The organism is Paenibacillus sp. BK720 (assembly GCF_011761545.1).
Classification (GTDB): domain Bacteria; phylum Bacillota; class Bacilli; order Paenibacillales; family Paenibacillaceae; genus Pristimantibacillus.
The window spans coordinates 514,258-534,764 of sequence record NZ_JAASRQ010000005.1 but is presented as its reverse complement, the minus strand read 5'-3'; the positions used below and the strand labels follow the sequence as shown (position 1 = coordinate 534,764).

Genomic DNA, 20,507 nt, shown 5'->3' with positions numbered 1-20,507 from the left:
TCAGATGGGGCAGCCTTTTTGTTTTATTTCAACCTATGCACGCCAACGATATCGTAGACATTGCCTTCAATCTGCACCGTCACGGTATCCCGCTTCACAATGCCATTATTGTAATAAGCCGTGAACTCGAAGTTTAGCGGACCTTTCTTCAAATCGTTGAATGCCTTCTCCCATAGTTCCCCTTGCCAGCCGGCTCGGGAGCTGTTCATGGACGTTAGCGACGCGGAATAGCTCTTCATCGAAACCTCCACCCGGTCCGCTTTGGTTGCCGTTCCGGTATTTGTTGTCGAAGCTGACAGCAGGAACTTCTCGCCGGCCCAGAATACGTTATACCCCCGCGGCGAGTCCTCTTTGCCGCTCTGCTTCTTGTTGAATTCCTTGCGCTTCTCATCCCACTGCTCCGTATGCTTCACGTAACCCGTTAACCCTAGCGCAAGCACCTTTACTTTTTTCTCGGTTTGCACCGTTTCCATGCCGTCGCTGACCGTGAGAAGCATCGTCCAGTCTCCCGTCTCCGTCATTCGCAAGCTTGGTCCCGTGGAAGGGTAAGGTGTTTGGAGGCTATAGCTAAAGGTTCTGATTACGCCGGCGGGACTGGTTAACTTATACGTTACAGCCAGCTCATTGCTATCCGGGTCGGATGCAGCTGTAGTGAATATTACCGTATCCCCTTCATACACCGGCTTCGGCGACCAGTCGAAATCCGCGGTTGGCGGGCGGTTTGTTGTGAAATAAATATATTGATATTGACCCATATTGCCCGCTACATCCCAGTCCGCCACCATCAGACGGTACTTCGCTCCGGTCAGCAGACCGCCTACCGTATAACTGGTTGCCCCATTCGGGAGCGGAATGCTGTATTCCGCGGTTCCGTTGTTGTTCAGATCGATGTTGGTCGTTGAACCGTCATCATTCACCTTTTGCATGTAAAAGGCTCTCGACGCATGGCCCGATGACGGTGCCGCATCGCTAAACGGATTAAACATGACTTTGACCGAGGTAGGCTTGATCTCGAGCTGCTCGTTCGTATCGTCCGGCGGAACGGTATCTACAAAGAAATAGCCGTTCTCCGAATATCCGCCCCAGGCAAAGCTGTCGCTTGCTCTTGCCCTCCAGTTATGAAGTCCTTCCCGCAAGGCGGGAGGCGCGTAAGACGTTGCGCTGATTGCGCTATTAGTGTCTGCCGCAAGCTCAGAACTCGCATTTTCAAAGACTTCGTAATCCACCCTGGACACCGGCTGACCGTCAACGTCGGCAACGGATACTTTGAGCAGCGGCCGATTATTGTTCGTATAGACAGGTTCAGACGCTTTAGCTCCGTTAAAAGACAGCAGATGCGTCACTGGCGGCGTATTCAGAATAAAATAGACGATATTGCTGTCATCCGACCAGTACCCTTTGGAATAGACCTGGCCCTGTACCTTTACTTTGCGCCCCTGTTTGATTCCCTCATCAAGTATGAAAGAGGTATCGTTGCCTGGGTATGTCCCTTCCATAATGGTTGCTCCGTTATCAACGTAAGAGACCTTTAGATAAAATTGCTCTTGCGGATCGCCATCGGCATCGCTGTACGTCCAACGCAGCATTGGCTCGCCTCCAAGCAGCGTTGGGCTAGCCAAGGTTCCGCCAGGATAGGTCATCATCATCTGCGGCCTATGCTGATTCGCAGCCGGGAGCGCTTCCTTGTAGACGCGTGTCTCCACCCAATAGGACCATACGCCAAAGCCGTCCTGCACTTGCTCTTGAATAATAAGCTCCACGCCAGGGCGGGTATACAGCTCCCTCTTTCCTGCAGTCCACGCCGTTTCGTCGGCCCATCTGTTCCGAAACTTCCGGTCCGAAAGGTAGTCCGGGATATCCGGATCATATGAGGTATCATACGTCGAATAGTCGAGCGTCTCCCCTTCCGGATATACAATACCCGTGAACCGGACATCCGGCCGCGCAATGGGACGGCGGTGCACATACAGCTCCTTGGTTACCGGTTCCGACCAACCCTCATATTCATCCATGCCGGGGCTATCCTTCGCCTTCAACGTGATGTTGTAGAGACCGGGCTTGTCCAGTACAGGAAGTTTGACCTCGAAGGTTTTACCGTCAAATGCACTGAGCCCAAGCGGGTTGGCAAAATAATACGGATCATGCCGGTAGCTCCACTCTTCAGCCGATTCCGGGTCTTTTTCGATATCATCAAAAATCGTGTCGTACTTGATCTCTTCTCCGACCAGAACGGACTGGCGGGTTTCTTCTACGTAGTAATCCCCGTAGTTCTTGACCTTCACCTCGCTAAACTTTGCTTGCTGCTGGCCAAGCGACATAATCCCCACAGAGCCTTGCTTATAAGTATCGTCTGAAATTTCAATCAATTTGGCATGGTTGATGAAGACGCGCAAAGTGCCGTTACTCGCTTCAAGCTCAAAGGGATACGTTACGAACGGTGATCGTGAATAATCTACCGATTGCAAAGCTGTTTTCGTACCCGCTGCGACTTTAAATAAAGTAAGCTTGTCTTTCGTCCACTCGGCTGCGTACATATTCTTACCGTCCTGTACCTGAACGGCTGCTCCAATTGGCTTATCGTTAGCCGCATCGTTGACAGCGATGTTAAAGGAAAGCCGGTCGTTCTTCAGCTTAGTCGCTGGATCGTACCATAACCCCGCCCATGTTGCATCCACGACTTCGACGGTATTCTCATCCATTGCCCTCGGATAATCGCCGCTGCCGTTCGCGGGAACAAAGGGGAATACGTATTGAATGGTAGAACCTCCTAAAGTAGCCGAAAATCCATAAAATGATCCGTCTGGAAGTATGGATGTGTTTAGTGTCGGATCTTTCAAAGCACCGCTTGGGAATGAATAGCCCTTATCTAAAATCTCGCTGGAATATGTTTTGTTCCCATAGTAATTATTATAGAAGTCCACCGGCGCCCTGCCCGCAGCTACTATTCCGGCGTATGGCTTATAAGTGGCCTCGGAGTAGTTTGCGTATGCTCCGTTTATCGGATAGGCCAACAGTCCGCTTGGCATTAAAAAGGCTTTTCCATTAGCAATCTTATTCCCTCTGTTATTTTGATACGTATATTTCTTACCATCGTAAAAAACAATTGGATAAAGATTGCTGTCGAACTTATAGTCGCCGTAATTATAAACGGTAGTCGAATAAATCGTTCCGTCCGGATAAATAACGGGCGTTGTCCCACCCCAAGATTTTTCGGCGGTAAACTTATCGCAATACGGATAATCGTCGCAATACCAGCTTTCCATCCCAAATCGATTAGGGCCGGAAACACCGGGATAACCCAGCATGCTTAATTGACCCGTTGTTCTATTCCAGTAGAATCCGTAAATGTCCGTACTCATGCCTGTATCGCTATTAAACATGTTTGAGTAGTATCCGGAGACGGTAAAATACAAATTCTTTGTGTTGTTTGATTTATTGAGCGGACTCGCAACCATGTAAGATGGATCAGATTGACCGGTTGTCATGGCCTCGTAACCCATAACCCCTGTATCGCCATTTACCGCCATGGCGTAGGTTTCAAAGCCATCATAACTGGTATAGGTCCCCCAAGTCAGATATAAGTCCCCGTCAGAATCCACAACGCCTTTATAGTTCTGAAGGATCGTTGGGTTATATCGGAGATCACCGGTTTTTACATCCCATTTCACGGACTTATCCTGAACGGAATATTTGACGGCATGTACATTCCAGTAATTTTGTTCGGCGCCCACTCTATTCCGATAAGCCATATAGAGGTATTGCCCGTCATCCGAAACCTCGAAATACATCACGTAAGAAATGCCTGTTGATATTGGGACTGTATAACTGGCTGAGAGTTGACCGCGATTGTTAATTTTCCTGATCTCATAGGCAGTTGCTTTCGATGATTCACCCACCCATGCCCCATAATAAAAGTTCTCGTTCTTATCCGCTCCCAAATAGGTCATACCGCTCGCTTCGGACAACGAAAATCTGCTGATTTCCGTGCCATTTTTCGCATTGCGTTCTACCATTTCCCCACCTTCACGCGAGTAGAGGCGATGACCCGCATAAATGTACGGTACGGCAGCAGCGCCTGCTGGCAGTCCCCAAACAGGCAGGTTGGTCAGATCGGCAGCTAATTCGTACTTTGAGCGACTATTTGCGCCTAATCCCATATTGGGATACTTAATGAAGAAGTCGGCCATCTTGGCATTCTTGGTTTGCAATGCACCGCTGTTTGTTTTCCAACCGATCGGCTTGTTAGCGTTTGTTGTGTAGGGCTGGATTAACTTCCATGAACGCATGATCGATTCGCCTGTATAAGCCAAATCTTCAGGTGCGCTGTCATCTCCCTGATCAGGCTGCTGCGTCAGGCCGAATACGTCAAAATCCACAAAGGGAGCATAGTTCAGAACATTGGTTGCGGCAATCTCGGATATAGCCGACAACCCGTAATCCTCCGTGACGCTTGCACGGTATTGCCTCTTCCCTACGCTCGTATAAGTGACGGGGTACGTATCTTTGAAGGGTCCTGTATAAACGCTTGTCCAAAGCTCTTCTTCATAGTTGCCGTCATTATCATGATCGTAACGCTCTTCGATTTTCATGCTTGCCAGCGAATCGCCGTCTACGCTTTCAGCATCGATATAGATCATCGATTCATTAAAACGATAGGTCTGTTCCGGAGTCATGATGCTTACAATTGGCGGCTGATCGGGAACTACTTCAAAGATATGAGTGCCCCAGTCACTCTCGCGTCCTTGCGAGTCAAAAACCTTGCCTTCTACGGCATAATCGCCAAGCGTTGTTGGACCCTTGGATGGCCAACCATTCGTATATACGGAATCTCCGGCCTTTTTGTAACGCGTCTGATTCTTCGTAAAATCAAGGGTTACCCCACGCTCCGCAAGCGGTGTATACGAATTATACAGATGGAAGATGTTTGAGAAATCTCTCCCTTGAATCACCTTCGTTGGTCCTGTTACGACTGCTACCGGCTTTGGATCAAGCACCTGCAAAGAGGCGGTGTCCCATTTCGTCTCGATGCCGTTGGTAACCATTATTTTCGCCTGATAGAATCCCGGCTTATCAAATTTGACATTGGGGTAGCGATACTGGCTGGTATCCGGTAAAACCTCTTGCAGGTTGGTTGAAAACGTCCAGCTCATGGACGTATAACCATCGGAGTTGTTATCCAACGTTGATTGATCCCCTGTAATAATGGTATTAGGCCTAAACTCAATATCCGCAGTGACCGGCGGAGCCGGCGGCGGGGTTGGCGTCCCTCCCGGATCCGGCGTGGCGGCACCCGGCTTCGCAACGGTTGTTGTACACGCTATCGGCTGCTCGGCTTTTGTCCCGTCGTTGAAGTTTACACGGGCTCGCATGACCCATGTTTCTGTATAACTATCAACCCCATTTAGCTTGTCCTTGGATAAGGTAAAGCTGAATTTCTGCTCAATCTTGTCCAAGCCATACCCAACCGTTGAGGTTGTGTACTGGCTGCCGTCATCGGCTCGGCCGTATACCGTCCAGTTCTTGACGGTTTTGGTGCCCTTTCCAGAAAGAGAGGCCGTCATCGTAGCTGTGACTGGGATATCTTTGTCAGCGAAGGTAATCGTGTCCGGTTCTGCTGAGCAATCGCAGGAGACTGTTGGTGAGGTTGGTTCAGCGATTGGTTCGTAGGTGACTCGGACTTCGCCTTCGTAAAAAAATGTATTTGCCGTCCAATTTAAATTAGTTTTCATACTATATTTTCGGGCTATTGCATTTCCAGAACACCCAGTACAGTCAGCATCTATTAAAAAAGATGATTTATCAGGTTTTATTGCTACTGTAAGTCCCTTACCATTTATTGCGTCAGAATTACCTAGCGTGAGTACCCGATGCTGTGCTCCCGGTATCGGCGTGGCTTTAGTTATCTTAACTGAAGATGATATCAAGGCAGTAGCATATACAGTTTCTGACTTTCCAGCCCCCAAATATGGAAAATCAGAAGGTGTTGAGAAACCGTCACTAATTGATTTGATAGAACCATCTTCTGCCCGCAATTTATCACTTATTGGCTTACCAGTATCATCTATACCTGGCAATAAACCTGTACAAACACTTAAACTGCCTTCCCAACAAGAATCATTAGATTTTGGAGTAACATAGTATGGACCTGCCCCATTACCCTCTAAAATCCATTGTTTACCGTTCGACCTCCGATTTACTACAGCGTACATATCGGAAGGTGAATTATTCTTAGTAAGTATAATTTTAGTGCCACTTACATTATCGATAGCTAATTTCGAGCCTACCAGATTAAATTTACTTGAACGTTGCGTTAAAGATAGGTTGCCCTCACTATCAGCAACCTTCATCCACAGCTGATACAATTTAGGCTTATATCCAACCGGAATATTTAAATCCACCAATATTCCAGAAAGGGTTCCATTCTGATTAAATCGTTGACTAGCCAAGAAATTAATGGATTGCGTTTTAGAAATTGTATTTGACGGCACTGCATTAGCAATCGTCTGAAAGGATAATAAATTTATAATTACAGATACTAATAAAAAAATAGGCAGATATCTTCTTAATGTCCCCAAGCATCCTTCACATCCGTCAAGTAAATTTGAGACTCTTTTCCAGATGCAACATTAAATTTTTCTAGATGAACAGGAAAAGCCCCGTACTGCTTAATCTGATTTTTAATATAAGTTTTAGGAACTAAGGCAAAATTATAATTATGCGCCTGAGTGTCAGGTTTTCTGAATACAAATTCTTTATCATTTATGAATAATCCATTCCGTTCAACTAGAGTTCCATCATGATAAATGTAACGATCCTCCAGTCTAATAGATGAGCCTGTATTATCATCTGTATACATCATGAAACTGTCGTTTACATACTGGGAAGATCCATCTGAAACTAGATTTTTTCCAATTAATTTAAATGCAAATACATAATTATCTCTAGGTTTTAAACTAGTATCAGCCGAATAATAACTTGCCCCCTTCAAATACTCCGCATAATACCCCTTCGTATCCGCAGGATCCAGAATAATCAACTTATCAATCGTCACGTTATACTTCTTGCTAATATCCACCGAATAAGGCAGCTTCACCAAATCATTCTGATTAAACATCGTAATCATATTGTGCCGATGCCAAGCGATTTCCGCTGCGCTGGACGCCCCTTGGTCTACCGTCAGCTTACCGCCGTTAGCCAGCTTCAACAGTCTTGTTACCAGCACCGCAGCCTCCGCGCGGGTTGTTGTGCCTTCGGTGTTAATCGTCTCCGCTTTTGTCCCGGAACGGGACAAAATGCCTTTGTTCACCGCGCGGAACATCAATTCCGCCGCGCTTAACTTTTTCCCGCGGTATTCCGTGTACTCGCCCCTTACCGCTAGCTTTGCCATTTCGTTGCGAGTGGTAGGATTGTTCAGGTTGCCCGGATAATCACCATCCAAATAAATGCCCGCCTTGGACAACGCGGTCTGATAAGGCGCATACCAATTGGAGCCGACAGCAGCCACTTCGATTTTAAAGGTCATGGCCATAACCTTGAGCAGCTCCGCCCGGGTAATGGTATTATTCGGCTTAAAGGATCCATCCGGATAACCATTAAGTACCCCGGCTTGCACCGCGGTTTCTATGGACGATTCCGCCCAATGCCCGTCGATATCGGTAAACGAGGGCTTGGAAGCCGCTTCCGCGCTCTTCCCGTTGCTCATCACGCCTAATCCAACCAGACTCCCTGCCGCAACAACTCCGGCTAGTACAATAGAAACCCATGTTTTTCTCACTAACTATCATCTCCCCTATGATTTTTAAGCGACTAATACGCCCTCTGTTTCTTGCCTGCTTCCCCCGTATTCGAAATTTTGGATAGAAAAAAAGCACACAAAAAACCCGTAAGGCTTTTGGCGTGCTTCGCTCAAAAATTATTTCTATAATAGCGTAATCTATCATTTTTTGTCAAATGTTTCCGTTAATTATCGTTCCAGCCTGACCCACTCGACCGCAAGCGGTCCGCCCTCGGCTTTGATCGTTACGCGGCAGCGGCCGGATGCCAGCGTGACGCGTTCGACTGCGGCCGTCTCCTGCCATTCCGTGCCTGTGAACGCGCAGATGCCCGCGAGATGGTTATTCACTCGAATGACAGCAACCGCTTCGCCTTCAATAGCCTTTGCTCGTACCGTTACGACATGCTCCAACTCCGTTCCTTCAGGCAGATACAGCTCGTACACCAGCCAATCGCCTGGAGCCAACCGAACATGAAGCCAATCCTGCGGTTCCCATGACTGTCCGCCGCCATGCTGAAAATGCGCCGTCTCCCGCTCGCTGTCCGTAAAGCGGATATCTGTTCCATCCTCGTCACGGAAGCCTAGCTGCCGTATAGTCCGCTCGCCTACTCCATAGCTTGTGCCTTCCCCATAATAGCCGTAAAAAATAGCCGGAATCCGGATTGGCGTCCGGAACAATAACGAACGTACAACCTCCGGGTGGTAGACGCAGCGGTCAAGCGCGAGATTTTCCAGATACGCCCACAAGATCTGCTCCGCCGCTTCCGCGCTGGGCTTATCCCCGCCGTCCAAATAAGCAACAAGCTTGTCCCAGCCTTCAGGCATTATAATCGAGCATGGCGAATTGGTGGTGCTGAGCTTTTTCCAAGTCCAGAAGTTCCAGGAGATATGATGATCCTCATACAGACGGAACGCGCCCGTATACCATTCGATATTGTTTTCTCCGCCTTCACCCATATAGATCGGCAGGTTCAGCTCCTCGCGCTTATCCAGGAATTTCTGAATGCTTGCCGTATCCGGGCTGTTCCAATACTTATGGAACTGGAGCATCAGGTTCTCGTCGATTACCTCATTAAAAACCGACCAGTCCGTCGCCCAATGCGCGCCTTCTATAATAATCATGTGACGGTCATCGACCTCCCGGATCGCCGCCACCATCTCCTTATATAACGGCATCAGTCTGTCGTTGTATTGCGCATTCCAGTCCGGCAGAGGCTCGTTTAGAAGATCGTATCCCGCTACGATCCACTCATCCTTGTAACGCTCCGCCAGCATGCGCCATATATCGATGGTTAATTTCCTGTAATCGTCGTTTAAGAACAGCTCGGGTTGATCGTTCTCGGAATCGTCGATGTTGGCACCGGTCTGGCCGCCTGGAGCACCATGCAAATCAAGAACAACGTACAGCTTATGCTCCCGGCACCAGCCAATCGCCCGATCCAGCAGAGCCATATGCTTCTCATTATAGTGGTCCGTGCCCTCCGCCATCAGGAATCGCCAGTTGATCGGAAAACGCACCGAGTTGAAGCCCTCCTCCGCAATACGCCGGATATCCGCCTCGGCAATGTACGTATTATAGTAGATCTCCCAAAAGGATGCCGCCTTGTCCTCGCCGATCAGCTCGCGTACCATTTTCTCAATCCGTCTTGGCCGGTCGCCGGCTTCCGGGAACCTCCACATATATCCTTCAGGAAGCAGCCAGCTCCCGAATCCGACACCGCGCAGCAATATCTCCTCGCCAGCACCGTTTACGATTTTCTGACCTGCGCGTTTTACAAATCCGTTTACGTCTCCCAACCGCCCAGCCATCTCAGATTCCCCCAATAAGATAAGTTATGCCTCCCGAAGACAAGCGTAAGAACAGAAAAAGCGCCTGCACACGCCGGTTAAGAGCGGTTGCAAGCGCCGTTAAGGCAACTTTATCAACGGGTAAGCATCTTAAGCAATACCCTGATTTTTGAGTGGAAGCCATTTTATTGTCATCTTTTATTCTCTGCGGTCCTTCGGGAGCAAAATCGATAACAATCCGATCAAAGGCAAGAAGCTGCTGGCCACCATCGTATCCAAAATGCCATAATGGTCGGCTGCCGTACCAAGCACAATCGAGCCAAGCCCGCCCATGCCAAAGGCAAGACCCGTAATGAGGCCCGACGCCATGCCTACTTTGCCGGGCAGCAGCTCCTGCGCATAAACGACGCTGACCGAGAAGCCGGACTGCAGGATAAACCCGAGCACGAAAATAACCGGGTACACCCAGCCAAGCGATACATGCGGCAGCAGCAGGGCAAACGGCGCGGAACCGGCAATCGAGAACAGCATCATGCGCTTCCTTCCAAACCGGTCCGAGAGTATACCACCGAAGAACGTCCCAAGCACGCCTGCCGCCATAAAGATAAAGAGCGGCACTTGGGCTGCTTTTATAGACAATCCGTATTTGTCCTGCATGTAGAAGTTATAAAAGCTTCCGATTCCCGCCGCATACCACGAGCGCGCAAAAACAAGAATAAGCAGTAACGTTAAAGCAAACGCGATAACTTTTTTATTGTATGGGGATACTGCCGCAGCGGCACCGGCTGCTTTTTTCTTAACCGGCGTTCCCTTCTCAGCCAGCTGCGCTCCGTACCACGGGACAACCCGTAGAAGCACCAGAATGGCGGCAATCGCAAGGAAAGTCCCAAGCACCGCACCGCGTTGGCCAAGCGGGACAAAAATATAAATCGTCATCAGCGGAGCAAGCGCCTGGCCGAAATTGCCTCCCACCTGATAGATCGATTGCGCAAGACCGCGGCGTTCGCCAGCCGCAAAGAATACGACGCGCGAGCCTTCCGGATGGAAGACGGCCGAACCAAAGCCCACAAATACGACGGCAAGCAGCAGCATCCAGAAGCTTGGCGCGTAAGCGAGTCCGACCATCCCGACCAGACTGCACGCCATCCCCACCGGAAGCATCCAAGGCGCGGGCTTTTTGTCCGACAATAAACCTACGGCAGGCTGAAGGACCGACGACGTCATATTAAGCGTAAAAGCAATCCAGCCGATCTGGCCGAATTTCAAACCAAGCGAATCCTCGAAAATCGGGAATAAAGCCGAAACGACCGATTGCATTGCATCATTAAGCAAATGGACAGAGCTGATAGCAAAAAGAATAGAGTATACCGTCCCCAGCTTGACCGCCGGGGATATTTTCGCCGAATTACTAACGGACATGCCGATTCCTTCTTTCTATATTCCAGGCTTACCGGGCAGCACCCAAACGAATGCATACCGGACTTGGCACTTCAAGTATCGTACCTTCTGATTGAATATGACCAGTCTCTTCATCAACGGAGAACAACACGATATTGCCTGTTTTCTGATTGGCGACAAGAAGCTGGCTGCCATCCGGCAGCACGAGGAAGTTGCGCGGGGCATCCCCTTCGCAGGAAGCATTCTGCAGAAGCGTCAGCCTTCCGTCTGCCTGATCAACGGCAAATACGGCAATGCTGTTATGACCGCGGTTCGAGCTGTACAAATAACGGCCGCAGGGCGACAGATGAATATCCGCTGCGTCGTTATAGCCGGAGAAGCCTTCCGGCAAAGCGGATACGGTCTGAACGGGCGTCAGTTCACCGCTCGCCGATACATTGAGCAAGGTGACCGTGGAATCCAATTCGTTCATGACATAAGCCGTGGACAAGCTTTGATGGAAAACAATATGGCGCGGGCCGGCGCCCGAATGAAGCTTGCAGGAGCTCTGCTTCGCAAGCTTGTTCCCTTCTTCAATCCGGAAGGTATGGATCAGGTCCGTGCCAAGATCATTCAGATAAACGTAATTGCCGTTTACTACAATGGCATGCGCATGAGTAGCTTCCTGACGCGCGGTATTCGAGCCAAGCGGTGCTTCCTCCCGGACAATGGAGGATGCCGGCGCAAGCGTGCCGTCTTCATGAATAGGAAGCAGCGCTGCGTTGCCTCCGGTATAGTTCGCAACCAGAACCGCGTTATTCGCGGAATCAACCGTTATGTAGCAAGGATCCGCGCCATGCGTCAGCTGTCGGTTCAGCTCCGTGAGTTCTCCGCTTTCTTCATCAATCGCAAAGGATACAACCGAGCCTCCCGCTTCCTCGCCGGTCTGCCCCGTTTCGCTTACCGCGTACAGCCGGCGGCCAGCCGAATCAACGGCCAGATAAGATGCATTTTGAACCTCCGTCACTTCTTGCTTGACCGAAATCCTGCCCGCGGCGCCGTCATAAGCGCATACGCGAATCGTCGGTTCCGCTGCGGCTCCATAGGAGCCAACGTATAAAATGCCCGCAAAAGCCTGGTTTTTGCTCATTTGCCCAACAACCTTTCTTAGGTAGAGTACAGTAAAGTGAACATAGCACATGCCAACCGTCTTCACAATGCTTCTAACGAAACATTCTGACGCTTATAAAAAAATGTCTTTTCAACCATCCATAGGCGTGATATAATGTAAGCGCTATCAAATCAGTAGTTCACATTTCTAAGGGGGAATCGGAATGATGAATACTACGCTGAGCGGCCGAAATGTCTACGAGGATTTCGAACTGGAATCGGATGTGCTTTACTTCAAGCTTGGTACTCTTGGTCTAGTCAGCTTCCACGGCAGAAACTACAACATAAAGAAGAGAATGACTGCCGAACAGATCCAGCAGCTCACCGCAAATAGCAGCTTCTATCCGGTGAATACGAATTGCTACATTAATATCGGCAAGATCAAGTCCATTGCCGGCGGCGTCGTATACTTTGGCTCGGAATACCACGAGACGAAGCAAGTACCGGTACCTAGGCGCAAACAATACGTGCTGCAGCAGCTTTTCACTCAACGCACGATCAACAACGAGCTGCGCATAACACCATAAGCTTTGCCTGTACGGACAACCGCCGCATTCCAGGACTGGAATGCGGCGGTTGTCTGTTCAAGTTCATCCTGTTATTCTAATGGAAGGTTGATTATAAGGAGGCATTATCAATGAGCACGCAAGGAAAAGCATTTGAGGAACAATATAAAGGCGAGCCTGCGGTATGGCTGCAATGGGGTTCTTATGAAGCTGCCGTGCTTCCTGGCGTTGGCGCGAACCTGATCGCGTTCCGCGACACAAGCAAAGGCTATCATATTCTACGCGAGCCAGCCGAACAAGAAATGGAAGCGTTTAAAGCAAACCCCGGCGTTCACGGCATTCCGGTATTGTTCCCGCCGAACCGTTATGAAGACGGCCGCTTCCAATTTAACGGCAACACGTATACCTTCCCGATCAACGAGCCTAAGACAGGCAATCATCTGCACGGCTTTGCCCATACGGCGGTGTGGACGGTTGAAGACTACGGCGTAAACCAAACGGAAAGCTACGTATCCCTGAAGCTGTCCGTAGACGAGAAGCATCCGATCTTCGAATTCCTGCCGCATGTGTTTACCCTTCGTCTGCGTTATGCCTTGAACGAAACCGGACTTCTTCAGCATATTTCCGTACATAATGAAGGACAAGACGCCATGCCTTGCATGGTTGCCTTCCATACCGCGGTTAATGCGCCGTTCGCGCCAAACAGCGCGCCGGAGGACTGCTCCTTCACGATGACGATCGGCAAGCGCTGGGAAATGAGCGAGCGCATGCTGCCGACCGGACGGTTCCTCCCGCTTTCCGAAGGCGAGCAGGCTATTCAAACAACCGGCGTTCCTACTTATTGGGAAGCTATGGACAACCACTATACGGCAGAGCCGCGCAACGGCCGCAACCAAATGGTGCTGACGGATTCGCGCGAGCAGGTTGCTCTCGTCTATGACGCGGGTACGGCCTTCAAGCAATGGATGGTATGGAACAATAACGCTACCAAAGGCTTCTTCTGCCCTGAGCCGCAGCTTAACGTGGTTAATGCGCCAAACGTTGACCTGCCAGCCGATGAAATTGGTCTCGTCAGCCTGGAGCCGGGCGGCATTTGGGAAAACTCCAGCCGTTTCTACTTGCGATCTGCACAATAAATTAGATATCCAGCTGGAAAATAAGGGCTGTTCCAACCAACCGGAACAGCCCTCGTTCTTTCTACTCCAATCTCAAGCCTACGCCTAGCCGCTCCGCAGCCGCGGCGTAATGCGCGGCTACGGCGACATCAAAGATCGCAAGTCCCATTGGCGTAAATAACGTTGGTCCCGAAGGCCGAATGATTTGCTCCGGTGGAAGCGTCAGCGCATCGGCCAGCGTCAGCGTGTCATCTGCCTGCAGACCCGCATGCACATGCAGGCGCTCCGTATCCGTATCCGCCCGGCAAATCTCCTCCCAGCTGTCGACGATGATCGTGCCCACGTTAGCCAATGCCTCCAATTGATAGTCCCGAAGCGAGACGTGCATCAGAATCGCATCCGGCTTGGCAGGTTCATCAATATAGCGCTCCGGCGCAGCCGTGCAAGTAAACACGACGTCCGCTCCGCGGTAAGCCTCCTGCCAGGAAGCTGCTTTCACGACCGGAATAACAGCCGGCACTCCGTTTAGCCATTCCTTTACTTCAACGTCCCGACGGTCAAAAACGGAAATGCCGCTGATCCGGCCGCCAAGAAGACCGTTTAACATATGCACATGCATGCGCCCGATGGGCCCCATGCCAATCAGCCCTACTCGCAGCGGCTGCTTGCGATCGGCAACCAGCTTGCGCAGCAAAGCACCGCTTACCGCTGCCGTCCGGATAGCGCTAATAAGGCTGCCCTGCACCATAGCAACGGGAATGCCCGTATCCGGGTCATTCAGAATCGTAACGCTGTTTGCCCTAGGCAGCCCGTTCTCGATATTGCCGGGAAAGCTGGCAATCCACTTCAGCCCGGCAGCCCTCACCGGCCGGCTGACGAAAGCGGGCATCGCAATGATCCGGTTGCGCTCATCGCCGTATTTCAGATAAGGCTTGATCGGCTGCGCGCACTCGCCGGCTGCGTAAGCAGCAACCGCCTCTCCAATAAGCCCGGCTAATGCCGGCCAGTCAATGCCGATCCCTTCAATATCCCGTTCGTTCAAATAAATCATTCCTTGTTTCCTCCTTGCTTGTAAAGACCGGACGCAAAACCGGCGCCGAACATCCGCGATACCCACGTATCGTCATAAACGGTATTCAAATAGCGTTCTCCCCGGTCCGGCAGCAGCACCGCGCAGGTTGAGCCGGGCTCGATGAACGGACTATATTTTTCAACGGCCGCTATCACGCCTCCAGAGGAGCCTCCTGCCAGTATGGACTCCATGCGAATCAGCTTCCGGCAGCCGGCGATGCAGTCGCGGTCGTTCACGCGAACAACCTCATGAATGCCTTCGTCCGGACAAAGCCCCGGCTTAATGCCGGCCCCAAGTCCGGGCAGCAGACGCGTAACCTTTCCCTTCTCCCCGCCAAAAATAATACTGCCTTCCGCATCTACCGCAATGACCTTCGTCTGCAGCCCGTTTTCCCGGATGTAGTCCACGCAGCCCCGGATCGTTCCGCAGGTACTAACGCCGCAGAACAAATAATCCAGCTTAGGAAGATCGGCGGCCATCTCCGCCATCGTCGTCTGTTGATGGGACAAGGCATTATTTTTGTTGCCATACTGATTCGGCCAAAAAGCATCCGGCAGCCGTTTCAGCCAGCGGCGAACCCGCGCAAGCCTTGCCGGAACGAACTCTCCGGTCTCCGGATCAGGCTTTTCGACCAGATCGATTCGTGCGCCGTAGGCCCGGAGCACGCGAAGATTCGCCTCCGTTGTTTTGGGATCCACCACGCAAATAAACTTGAAGCCCATCGTGTTGCATAGCTGCGCAAGCCCTACCGCCAGATTGCCCGAGCTGGACTCCACGATAACGGAGCCGGGCTTAATCCGGCCATCCTTTAACGCCGCCTCCAGCATCGCCTTTGCCGGACGGTCCTTTACGCTTCCGCCTGGATTATGCATCTCCAGCTTCGCGTATACCTGAAAATCGGCATGCCCAAATAGCCTGCCAAGCTTCACCATGGGGGTATTGCCAATCATGGACGCCACATTGTCGTAAACGCTCATCCACGATCCCTTCCTTCGCTGCTCTGCTGCACAAACAGCTTTTTCTGCTTAATCGGCTTCTTTCCCGTTCCCTCGGGCGAAGCGGTGTCCGTACTATCACTAAGAAACCATACATCCATCTGTTCCAGCAGGCCGCCGCGAATCATCGCGCCAATCGCGGGAATGGTGCTATGCAGCTCGTCGCGAACCGCAGTTCGCGCTTCTTCATCCAAATCATCAGCAGTCGTAATGTTGACCTGCAGCCTATTGCCGTTCACAAGCACCTTCACAACGGCTTGCCGGACATGCTTGAAGATCGCATTTTCGATGTCGTAAATGCTGATTTTTTCCCCATGCTTCAATTCCGGCCCAACCCGCTTCACAATGGCTTCAAAAGTGGTAATCAGCTTGCCGTTCCGCTCCTCTACCTTTAAATCCCGAACAACGTCGTAAGTGACGAAACGAAGCGCCGGGAAACGCCGCCGCACAAGCGAGGTCAACACGAGCAGCTGCTCTCCGGCAGGAAGCTCGATATCGGAAAGGCCTGCCTCCGCAGGCTCCACACCCTCGGCTATAATGCCATCCATAACGACATACCGTCCGATCGATCGGTCGTAATAAGCAATCGTCCCGATCTCGATGCTGCCCAGCGTGTCCATGACATCCTGCTCGGTAATGCCTAGACGTTCCGCAACACGCTGACGCCACGCGGGAGGTGCCGGCTCTCCGACCAGAATGACGCATTGCACGCCCCAGTCAAAGTCCGGAGGGGCAACCCGAAGCATTCCGTCTAGCAAGGAAGGCATCGTATACAGCACATCCGGCCGATATTCCGCAATACGGACCAGGTGTGCCGCTGCAGGCAGGCCAAAAGGAACCGACTCGCATGCAAGACCGAGCTCCTCGAATATTTGCACCGCCGTTGCCTCCGCGTGCCCCGTCCCCATATCGCTTAATGCCCGCGAAACCTGATAGCCTTTGAGCAGCTCCGCAAACATCTCTTTTTTATACTGAATGTATCCATTCTCGTCGTTCGCGTCATAATAGATCGCTTTTCTTTTACCGCCGCTTGTTCCCGAAGTCCGGTAGACATTCCAATCTTGCGGAACGGCACTCTCATCACTCTCGTAATAGGGCAGCAATCTCTCCTGCGTGAGAAGCGGAACCTCCTCCCAATTAAAGCTTGCATACTCCCCGGTCATCTCTTTGTACCAAGGATACAGCTGTCTCACTTCCTCCCATTTGACGAAGAGAGAGGGCAAATTTTCCATAGAAATAGGCATGAAGCATCCTCCATTTCGGTCGATCATTCTACCATCCTATGCGCCCCAAAAGAGAATCGCCCCGCATTAAGCCCACTCGCGGCAGAAAGGGCTAGCATATCTTAACTCTGTAAGACAATCATGTCAGAAAGACGGAGGAAGATTGCGATCCTATGAGTAAAAGAAGAGGCGTATATAACAAATGGGCCAAAACCATTGTTCTTAACCAAAAAGCTTCAACCCGAAGTCATGTTCCCCATACACTCCTATTTAACGCAAGCTCTTTGAAAAGGATGCTGCAGCTCTATCAAATGGTCTATGTCAAGCCAAATGCCGGTTCTCATGGTGACGGAGTTATGCGGGTAGAGCATAAGAACGGCACCTATTCCTATCAGCTCGGAGCAAAAAAGAGAAGCAACCTGACCTGGGCGCAGCTTGTCGCTTCCTTGACGAACAAAATCCGGGGCACCAAGTACATCATTCAACGCGGTATTCATTTGTCGAGGTTCAAGGGCCGGATCTACGACCTTCGGGTCGAAGTGCAGCTGAATGAGTACGGGCGATGGCAGATTACCGGCATGCTTGCCCGGGTTGCCCAACAAGGCATGGCCGTAACCAACGGGGCGCAAGGCGCGGATGTATACACCTTTAGATCGGTTATTGCTGCCCATGGCGGAGCGGAGCTTGTTCGCAAGGTAACTTCGCAGCTGAACAGCTTGTGCATCGAAAGCGCGCATATGCTCAAGGCCAGGTATCCCTTCTTGAACGAGCTGGGCTTCGACATTGCGCTGGACCAGCAGCTGCACCCCTGGATTCTCGAAGTCAATACAACCCCGGAAGCTATCCCTTTCAAGAAGCTCCCGACGCGCACCATGTACAACCGCATTCACCATTTGCGCAAGCTGAATGCCCGCAGAACTTAGGCGTTACAAGGAAAAACTTATTCACTCTGATATTTTGAACAAGCTTTTTGAATAACTTCTATAGTAGGTCGACGCTTACGAAACAAGAATGGCTTGCCATTTCTTAAGCCAATGCTTACGAGGAGGGTTCAACGGGATGTCCATCGTTCAAATGGAGCAGATTACGAAGCATTACCGCATGGGCGGGCAGCGTTACACGGCCCTGCAGCATATTTCGCTGGAAGTACAGGAAGGCGAGTTTGTTGCTATTCAAGGGCCGTCCGGCTCCGGTAAATCTACGCTCATGAATATCATGGGCTGCCTGGACACTGCCGACAGCGGCACTTATATGCTGGAGGGCAGACGGGTATCGGCAATGAACGATAATCAACTGGCGGATGTGCGGAACAGGCGAATCGGGTTTATTTTTCAAAATTATAATCTGATCCCAACCTTGTCGGCCTACGACAATGTAGAACTGCCGTTAATTTACCGGGGAGTTCCCGGGCATCAGAGGAAAAAAGCGGTGCTCGATACGCTCGAATCGGTTGGGCTGAGCGGACATCTGCATCACCGGCCGGCGGAATTGTCGGGGGGCCAGCAGCAAAGAGTTTCGATTGCGAGAGCGCTTGCAACAAATCCTTCGATACTGCTGGCGGATGAACCTACGGGTGCACTCGATTCTCATACGGGAAAAGAGATCATGGCACTGTTAGCCAAGCTGCATGCCGAAGGCCGCACCATTATTCTCATCACCCATGACCAGTCGGTGGCATCGTACGCGGACCGAGTCTTATATATTAGAGACGGAGCTATCGCTTAAGTCTTAAGCCTCATCGCTTTCCGGCAGTATTAGGAGGGTTATGAGGCTTATTAGCGCTTGGGGCTGGCGAAATTGACTTCTTGCGCCGGACAAGTTACTTTTAGGAATAAAGAAGGCCAGTCTACGCAAGAAAAGAAAGGGTTATGCAAAATGTCGCTTACGCATGCAGCTTTTGCCGGAGGATGCTTCTGGTGTATGGTTACGCCGTTTGAGGAGCTTCCCGGCATTCACGGAATCGTATCCGGTTATATGGGAGGCCATTTGGCCAATCCGACTTATGAAGAGGTTAAAAAAGGGACAACCGGACATCTCGAGGTGGTCCAGATTACATTCGATCCGGCGGTATTCCCTTATGAACGCCTGCTTGAGCTGTTCTGGCCGCAGATCGATCCAACCGATGACGAAGGACAATTCCAGGACCGCGGGAGCCAATACCGTACCGCCATCTTTTATTATAACGAGGAGCAGAAGGAGCTCGCGCTGGCTTCCAAGCAGGCGCTGGCGTTATCCGGACGCTTCGACAAGCCGATTGTGACGGAGATCCGGGAGGCGGAGACGTTCTATCCGGCAGAGGATTATCATCAGGATTACCATAAGAAGAATCCGAAGCATTACAAGGAAGACCGCGCCCAGTCCGGCCGCGACGAGTTTATCGAGCGGAACTGGAAATAATCGTTGTCTTTCGCAAAAAAAACCGCTTGGCCTGCCGTTATGGTTAATACGGCTAGCCAGGCGGGTTTTGTTATCATCCAAGCTTTACGATTGTCCGGCCGCGCACTTGACCTTGCAGAATAAGGGCAAGCTCCTCCGGCAGCTGCTCCAGCTGGATTTCGTTTACGATCGTGTTGCTTAGCATCGTTGGCTTCAGATCCGTGGCGAGGCGCTCCCATACCCGGCTGCGCAGCTCCATCGGACATTCCACCGAATCGATGCCAAGCCAGTTCACCCCTCTAAGGATAAACGGATAAACGGAGGTCTCGACCTCCACGCCCCCAGTTAATCCGCTTGTGGCAACGGATCCGCCGTATTGGAGCGTGCTCAGCAGGTAGGAGAGTGTTTTCCCTCCAACCGGATCAACCGCAGCCGCCCAGAGCGGACGCCGGATCGGTTTGCGTTCCGTTTCCGTCAGCTCATCCCGGTGAATGACACGCGCGGCGCCAAGCGCCTTCAAATAGTTTTCTTCGCTTAACCTGCCGGTGCTCGCCGTTACCTCGTAACCGCGTTTGGCAAGGATGTTGACGGCAACGCTGCCTACCCCGCCGCTTGCGCCGGCAACGACGACCGGGCCTTTATCCGGCGTTAGACCGTTATCCTCGAGCCGTTGTACGGATAACCCCGCCGTAAAGCCCGCCGTTCCCAGGATCATCGCTTCCCTGAGAGTTAGTCCGGGCGGCAGCGGCACAACCCAGCTAGCGGGAACCCGTGCCAGCTCGCTGTATCCGCCGTGATGCGTAACGCCAAGACCATAGCTCGTTACGATGACCTCATCCCCCGGTTTATAGCGCGGATCCGTCGATTCGGTTACGAAGCCCGAGAGGTCAATGCCCGGAATATGCGGATAGCTTTGGATCATTCGGCCCCATATCCCAACCATCCCGTCTTTATAGTTCACGCTGGAGTAAGCGACCCGAACGGTTACTTCGCCTTCAGGCAGGTCGGCGGTTGTCAGATTTTTAATCGCTAGCTTTGGGGCTTCCTCCCCCATGTGATCCGCTACTAAAGCTCGGAAGTGATCCACTCTGCATCCGCTCCTTCGATTTCG

General features: G+C 51.3%; 15 protein-coding genes. 6 read left to right on the top strand and 9 right to left on the bottom strand.

Annotated elements, in window-relative coordinates:
• Positions 1-23 precede the first annotated feature (23 nt).
• A complete protein-coding gene (locus FHT67_RS21350) occupies positions 24-5,729 on the bottom strand; it encodes a hypothetical protein (RefSeq protein ID WP_167201251.1) in 5,706 nt (1,901 codons plus the stop codon).
• Positions 5,730-5,889: 160 nt separating this feature from the next.
• Here FHT67_RS21350 and FHT67_RS21345 point away from each other — a divergent pair, with 160 nt between their 5' ends.
• Positions 5,890-6,138, top strand: a complete 249-nt coding sequence (locus FHT67_RS21345; protein ID WP_208403409.1) for a hypothetical protein — start codon at positions 5,890-5,892, stop codon at positions 6,136-6,138.
• Positions 6,139-6,562: 424 nt separating this feature from the next.
• Here the strand turns inward: FHT67_RS21345 and FHT67_RS21340 are convergent, their stop codons facing one another.
• The 4 genes from FHT67_RS21340 to FHT67_RS21325 all read right to left on the bottom strand — a co-directional run bounded on the left by FHT67_RS21340 (position 6,563) and on the right by FHT67_RS21325 (position 12,089).
• Positions 6,563-7,774 (bottom strand): S-layer homology domain-containing protein, encoded by a 1,212-nt coding sequence (locus tag FHT67_RS21340; RefSeq protein ID WP_167201249.1) that lies wholly within the window; start codon positions 7,772-7,774, stop codon positions 6,563-6,565.
• 189 nt (positions 7,775-7,963) lie between these two features.
• Entirely contained in the window at positions 7,964-9,583 is a 1,620-nt protein-coding gene (locus tag FHT67_RS21335) for a cellulase family glycosylhydrolase (RefSeq protein ID WP_167201248.1), read from the bottom strand.
• Between the two features lie 177 nt (positions 9,584-9,760).
• The gene (locus tag FHT67_RS21330; RefSeq protein ID WP_132310563.1) at positions 9,761-10,981 is read right to left on the bottom strand and encodes an MFS transporter; all 1,221 of its coding nucleotides are present in this window, start codon (positions 10,979-10,981) and stop codon (positions 9,761-9,763) included.
• 28 nt (positions 10,982-11,009) lie between these two features.
• The gene (locus FHT67_RS21325; RefSeq protein ID WP_167201247.1) at positions 11,010-12,089 is read right to left on the bottom strand and encodes a lactonase family protein; all 1,080 of its coding nucleotides are present in this window, start codon (positions 12,087-12,089) and stop codon (positions 11,010-11,012) included.
• A gap of 184 nt (positions 12,090-12,273) precedes the next feature.
• Here FHT67_RS21325 and FHT67_RS21320 point away from each other — a divergent pair, with 184 nt between their 5' ends.
• Both FHT67_RS21320 and FHT67_RS21315 read left to right on the top strand, forming a co-directional pair.
• The gene (locus tag FHT67_RS21320) at positions 12,274-12,636 is read left to right on the top strand and encodes a LytTR family DNA-binding domain-containing protein (protein WP_015846737.1); all 363 of its coding nucleotides are present in this window, start codon (positions 12,274-12,276) and stop codon (positions 12,634-12,636) included.
• A gap of 110 nt (positions 12,637-12,746) precedes the next feature.
• Positions 12,747-13,751, top strand: a complete 1,005-nt coding sequence (locus FHT67_RS21315) for an aldose 1-epimerase (RefSeq protein ID WP_167201246.1) — start codon at positions 12,747-12,749, stop codon at positions 13,749-13,751.
• A gap of 61 nt (positions 13,752-13,812) precedes the next feature.
• Here the strand turns inward: FHT67_RS21315 and sbnB are convergent, their stop codons facing one another.
• Genes sbnB through FHT67_RS21300 form a run of 3 tightly spaced genes read right to left on the bottom strand, consistent with a single transcriptional unit; the run spans position 13,813 to position 17,041 of the window.
• On the bottom strand, positions 13,813-14,781 hold the full coding sequence (sbnB, locus tag FHT67_RS21310) for a 2,3-diaminopropionate biosynthesis protein SbnB (RefSeq protein WP_167201245.1): 969 nt from the start codon (positions 14,779-14,781) through the stop codon (positions 13,813-13,815).
• Positions 14,778-15,779, bottom strand: coding sequence for a 2,3-diaminopropionate biosynthesis protein SbnA (gene sbnA / locus FHT67_RS21305; RefSeq protein WP_167201244.1), 1,002 nt, complete (start codon positions 15,777-15,779; stop codon positions 14,778-14,780). The genes sbnB and sbnA overlap by 4 nt, the downstream gene beginning before the upstream one ends.
• Positions 15,776-17,041, bottom strand: a complete 1,266-nt coding sequence (locus tag FHT67_RS21300) for a phenylacetate--CoA ligase family protein (RefSeq protein WP_167201243.1) — start codon at positions 17,039-17,041, stop codon at positions 15,776-15,778. Before FHT67_RS21300 ends, sbnA begins: the two co-directional genes overlap by 4 nt.
• 152 nt (positions 17,042-17,193) lie before the next feature.
• Here FHT67_RS21300 and FHT67_RS21295 point away from each other — a divergent pair, with 152 nt between their 5' ends.
• The 3 genes from FHT67_RS21295 (at position 17,194) to msrA (ending at position 19,417) form a co-directional block, all read left to right on the top strand.
• On the top strand, positions 17,194-17,943 hold the full coding sequence (locus tag FHT67_RS21295; protein ID WP_132310575.1) for a YheC/YheD family protein: 750 nt from the start codon (positions 17,194-17,196) through the stop codon (positions 17,941-17,943).
• Between the two features lie 136 nt (positions 17,944-18,079).
• Entirely contained in the window at positions 18,080-18,745 is a 666-nt protein-coding gene (locus tag FHT67_RS21290) for an ABC transporter ATP-binding protein (protein WP_132310577.1), read from the top strand.
• A 150-nt stretch (positions 18,746-18,895) separates the two neighbouring features.
• The gene (gene msrA / locus FHT67_RS21285) at positions 18,896-19,417 is read left to right on the top strand and encodes a peptide-methionine (S)-S-oxide reductase MsrA (RefSeq protein WP_132310579.1); all 522 of its coding nucleotides are present in this window, start codon (positions 18,896-18,898) and stop codon (positions 19,415-19,417) included.
• A gap of 73 nt (positions 19,418-19,490) precedes the next feature.
• On the opposite strand, the gene FHT67_RS21280 is transcribed toward msrA, so the two are convergent.
• Positions 19,491-20,483: an NADPH:quinone oxidoreductase family protein gene (locus FHT67_RS21280; protein ID WP_132310581.1), complete on the bottom strand. Its 993-nt coding sequence runs from the start codon at positions 20,481-20,483 to the stop codon at positions 19,491-19,493.
• Between the last annotated feature and the right edge of the window lie 24 nt (positions 20,484-20,507).

Bases quoted from the DNA above. Each gene is read 5' to 3' on its own strand.
- FHT67_RS21350 (WP_167201251.1), bottom strand. From the start codon at position 5,729: ATGAAAACTAATTTAAATTGGACGGCAAATACATTTTTTTACGAAGGC.
- FHT67_RS21335 (WP_167201248.1), bottom strand. From the start codon at position 9,583: ATGGCTGGGCGGTTGGGAGACGTAAACGGATTTGTAAAACGCGCAGGT.
- FHT67_RS21330 (WP_132310563.1), bottom strand. From the start codon at position 10,981: ATGTCCGTTAGTAATTCGGCGAAAATATCCCCGGCGGTCAAGCTGGGG.
- FHT67_RS21325 (WP_167201247.1), bottom strand. From the start codon at position 12,089: ATGAGCAAAAACCAGGCTTTTGCGGGCATTTTATACGTTGGCTCCTAT.
- FHT67_RS21320 (WP_015846737.1), top strand. From the start codon at position 12,274: ATGATGAATACTACGCTGAGCGGCCGAAATGTCTACGAGGATTTCGAA.
- FHT67_RS21315 (WP_167201246.1), top strand. From the start codon at position 12,747: ATGAGCACGCAAGGAAAAGCATTTGAGGAACAATATAAAGGCGAGCCT.
- sbnB (WP_167201245.1), bottom strand. From the start codon at position 14,781: ATGATTTATTTGAACGAACGGGATATTGAAGGGATCGGCATTGACTGG.
- sbnA (WP_167201244.1), bottom strand. From the start codon at position 15,779: ATGAGCGTTTACGACAATGTGGCGTCCATGATTGGCAATACCCCCATG.
- FHT67_RS21300 (WP_167201243.1), bottom strand. From the start codon at position 17,041: ATGCCTATTTCTATGGAAAATTTGCCCTCTCTCTTCGTCAAATGGGAG.
- FHT67_RS21295 (WP_132310575.1), top strand. From the start codon at position 17,194: ATGAGTAAAAGAAGAGGCGTATATAACAAATGGGCCAAAACCATTGTT.
- FHT67_RS21290 (WP_132310577.1), top strand. From the start codon at position 18,080: ATGTCCATCGTTCAAATGGAGCAGATTACGAAGCATTACCGCATGGGC.
- msrA (WP_132310579.1), top strand. From the start codon at position 18,896: ATGTCGCTTACGCATGCAGCTTTTGCCGGAGGATGCTTCTGGTGTATG.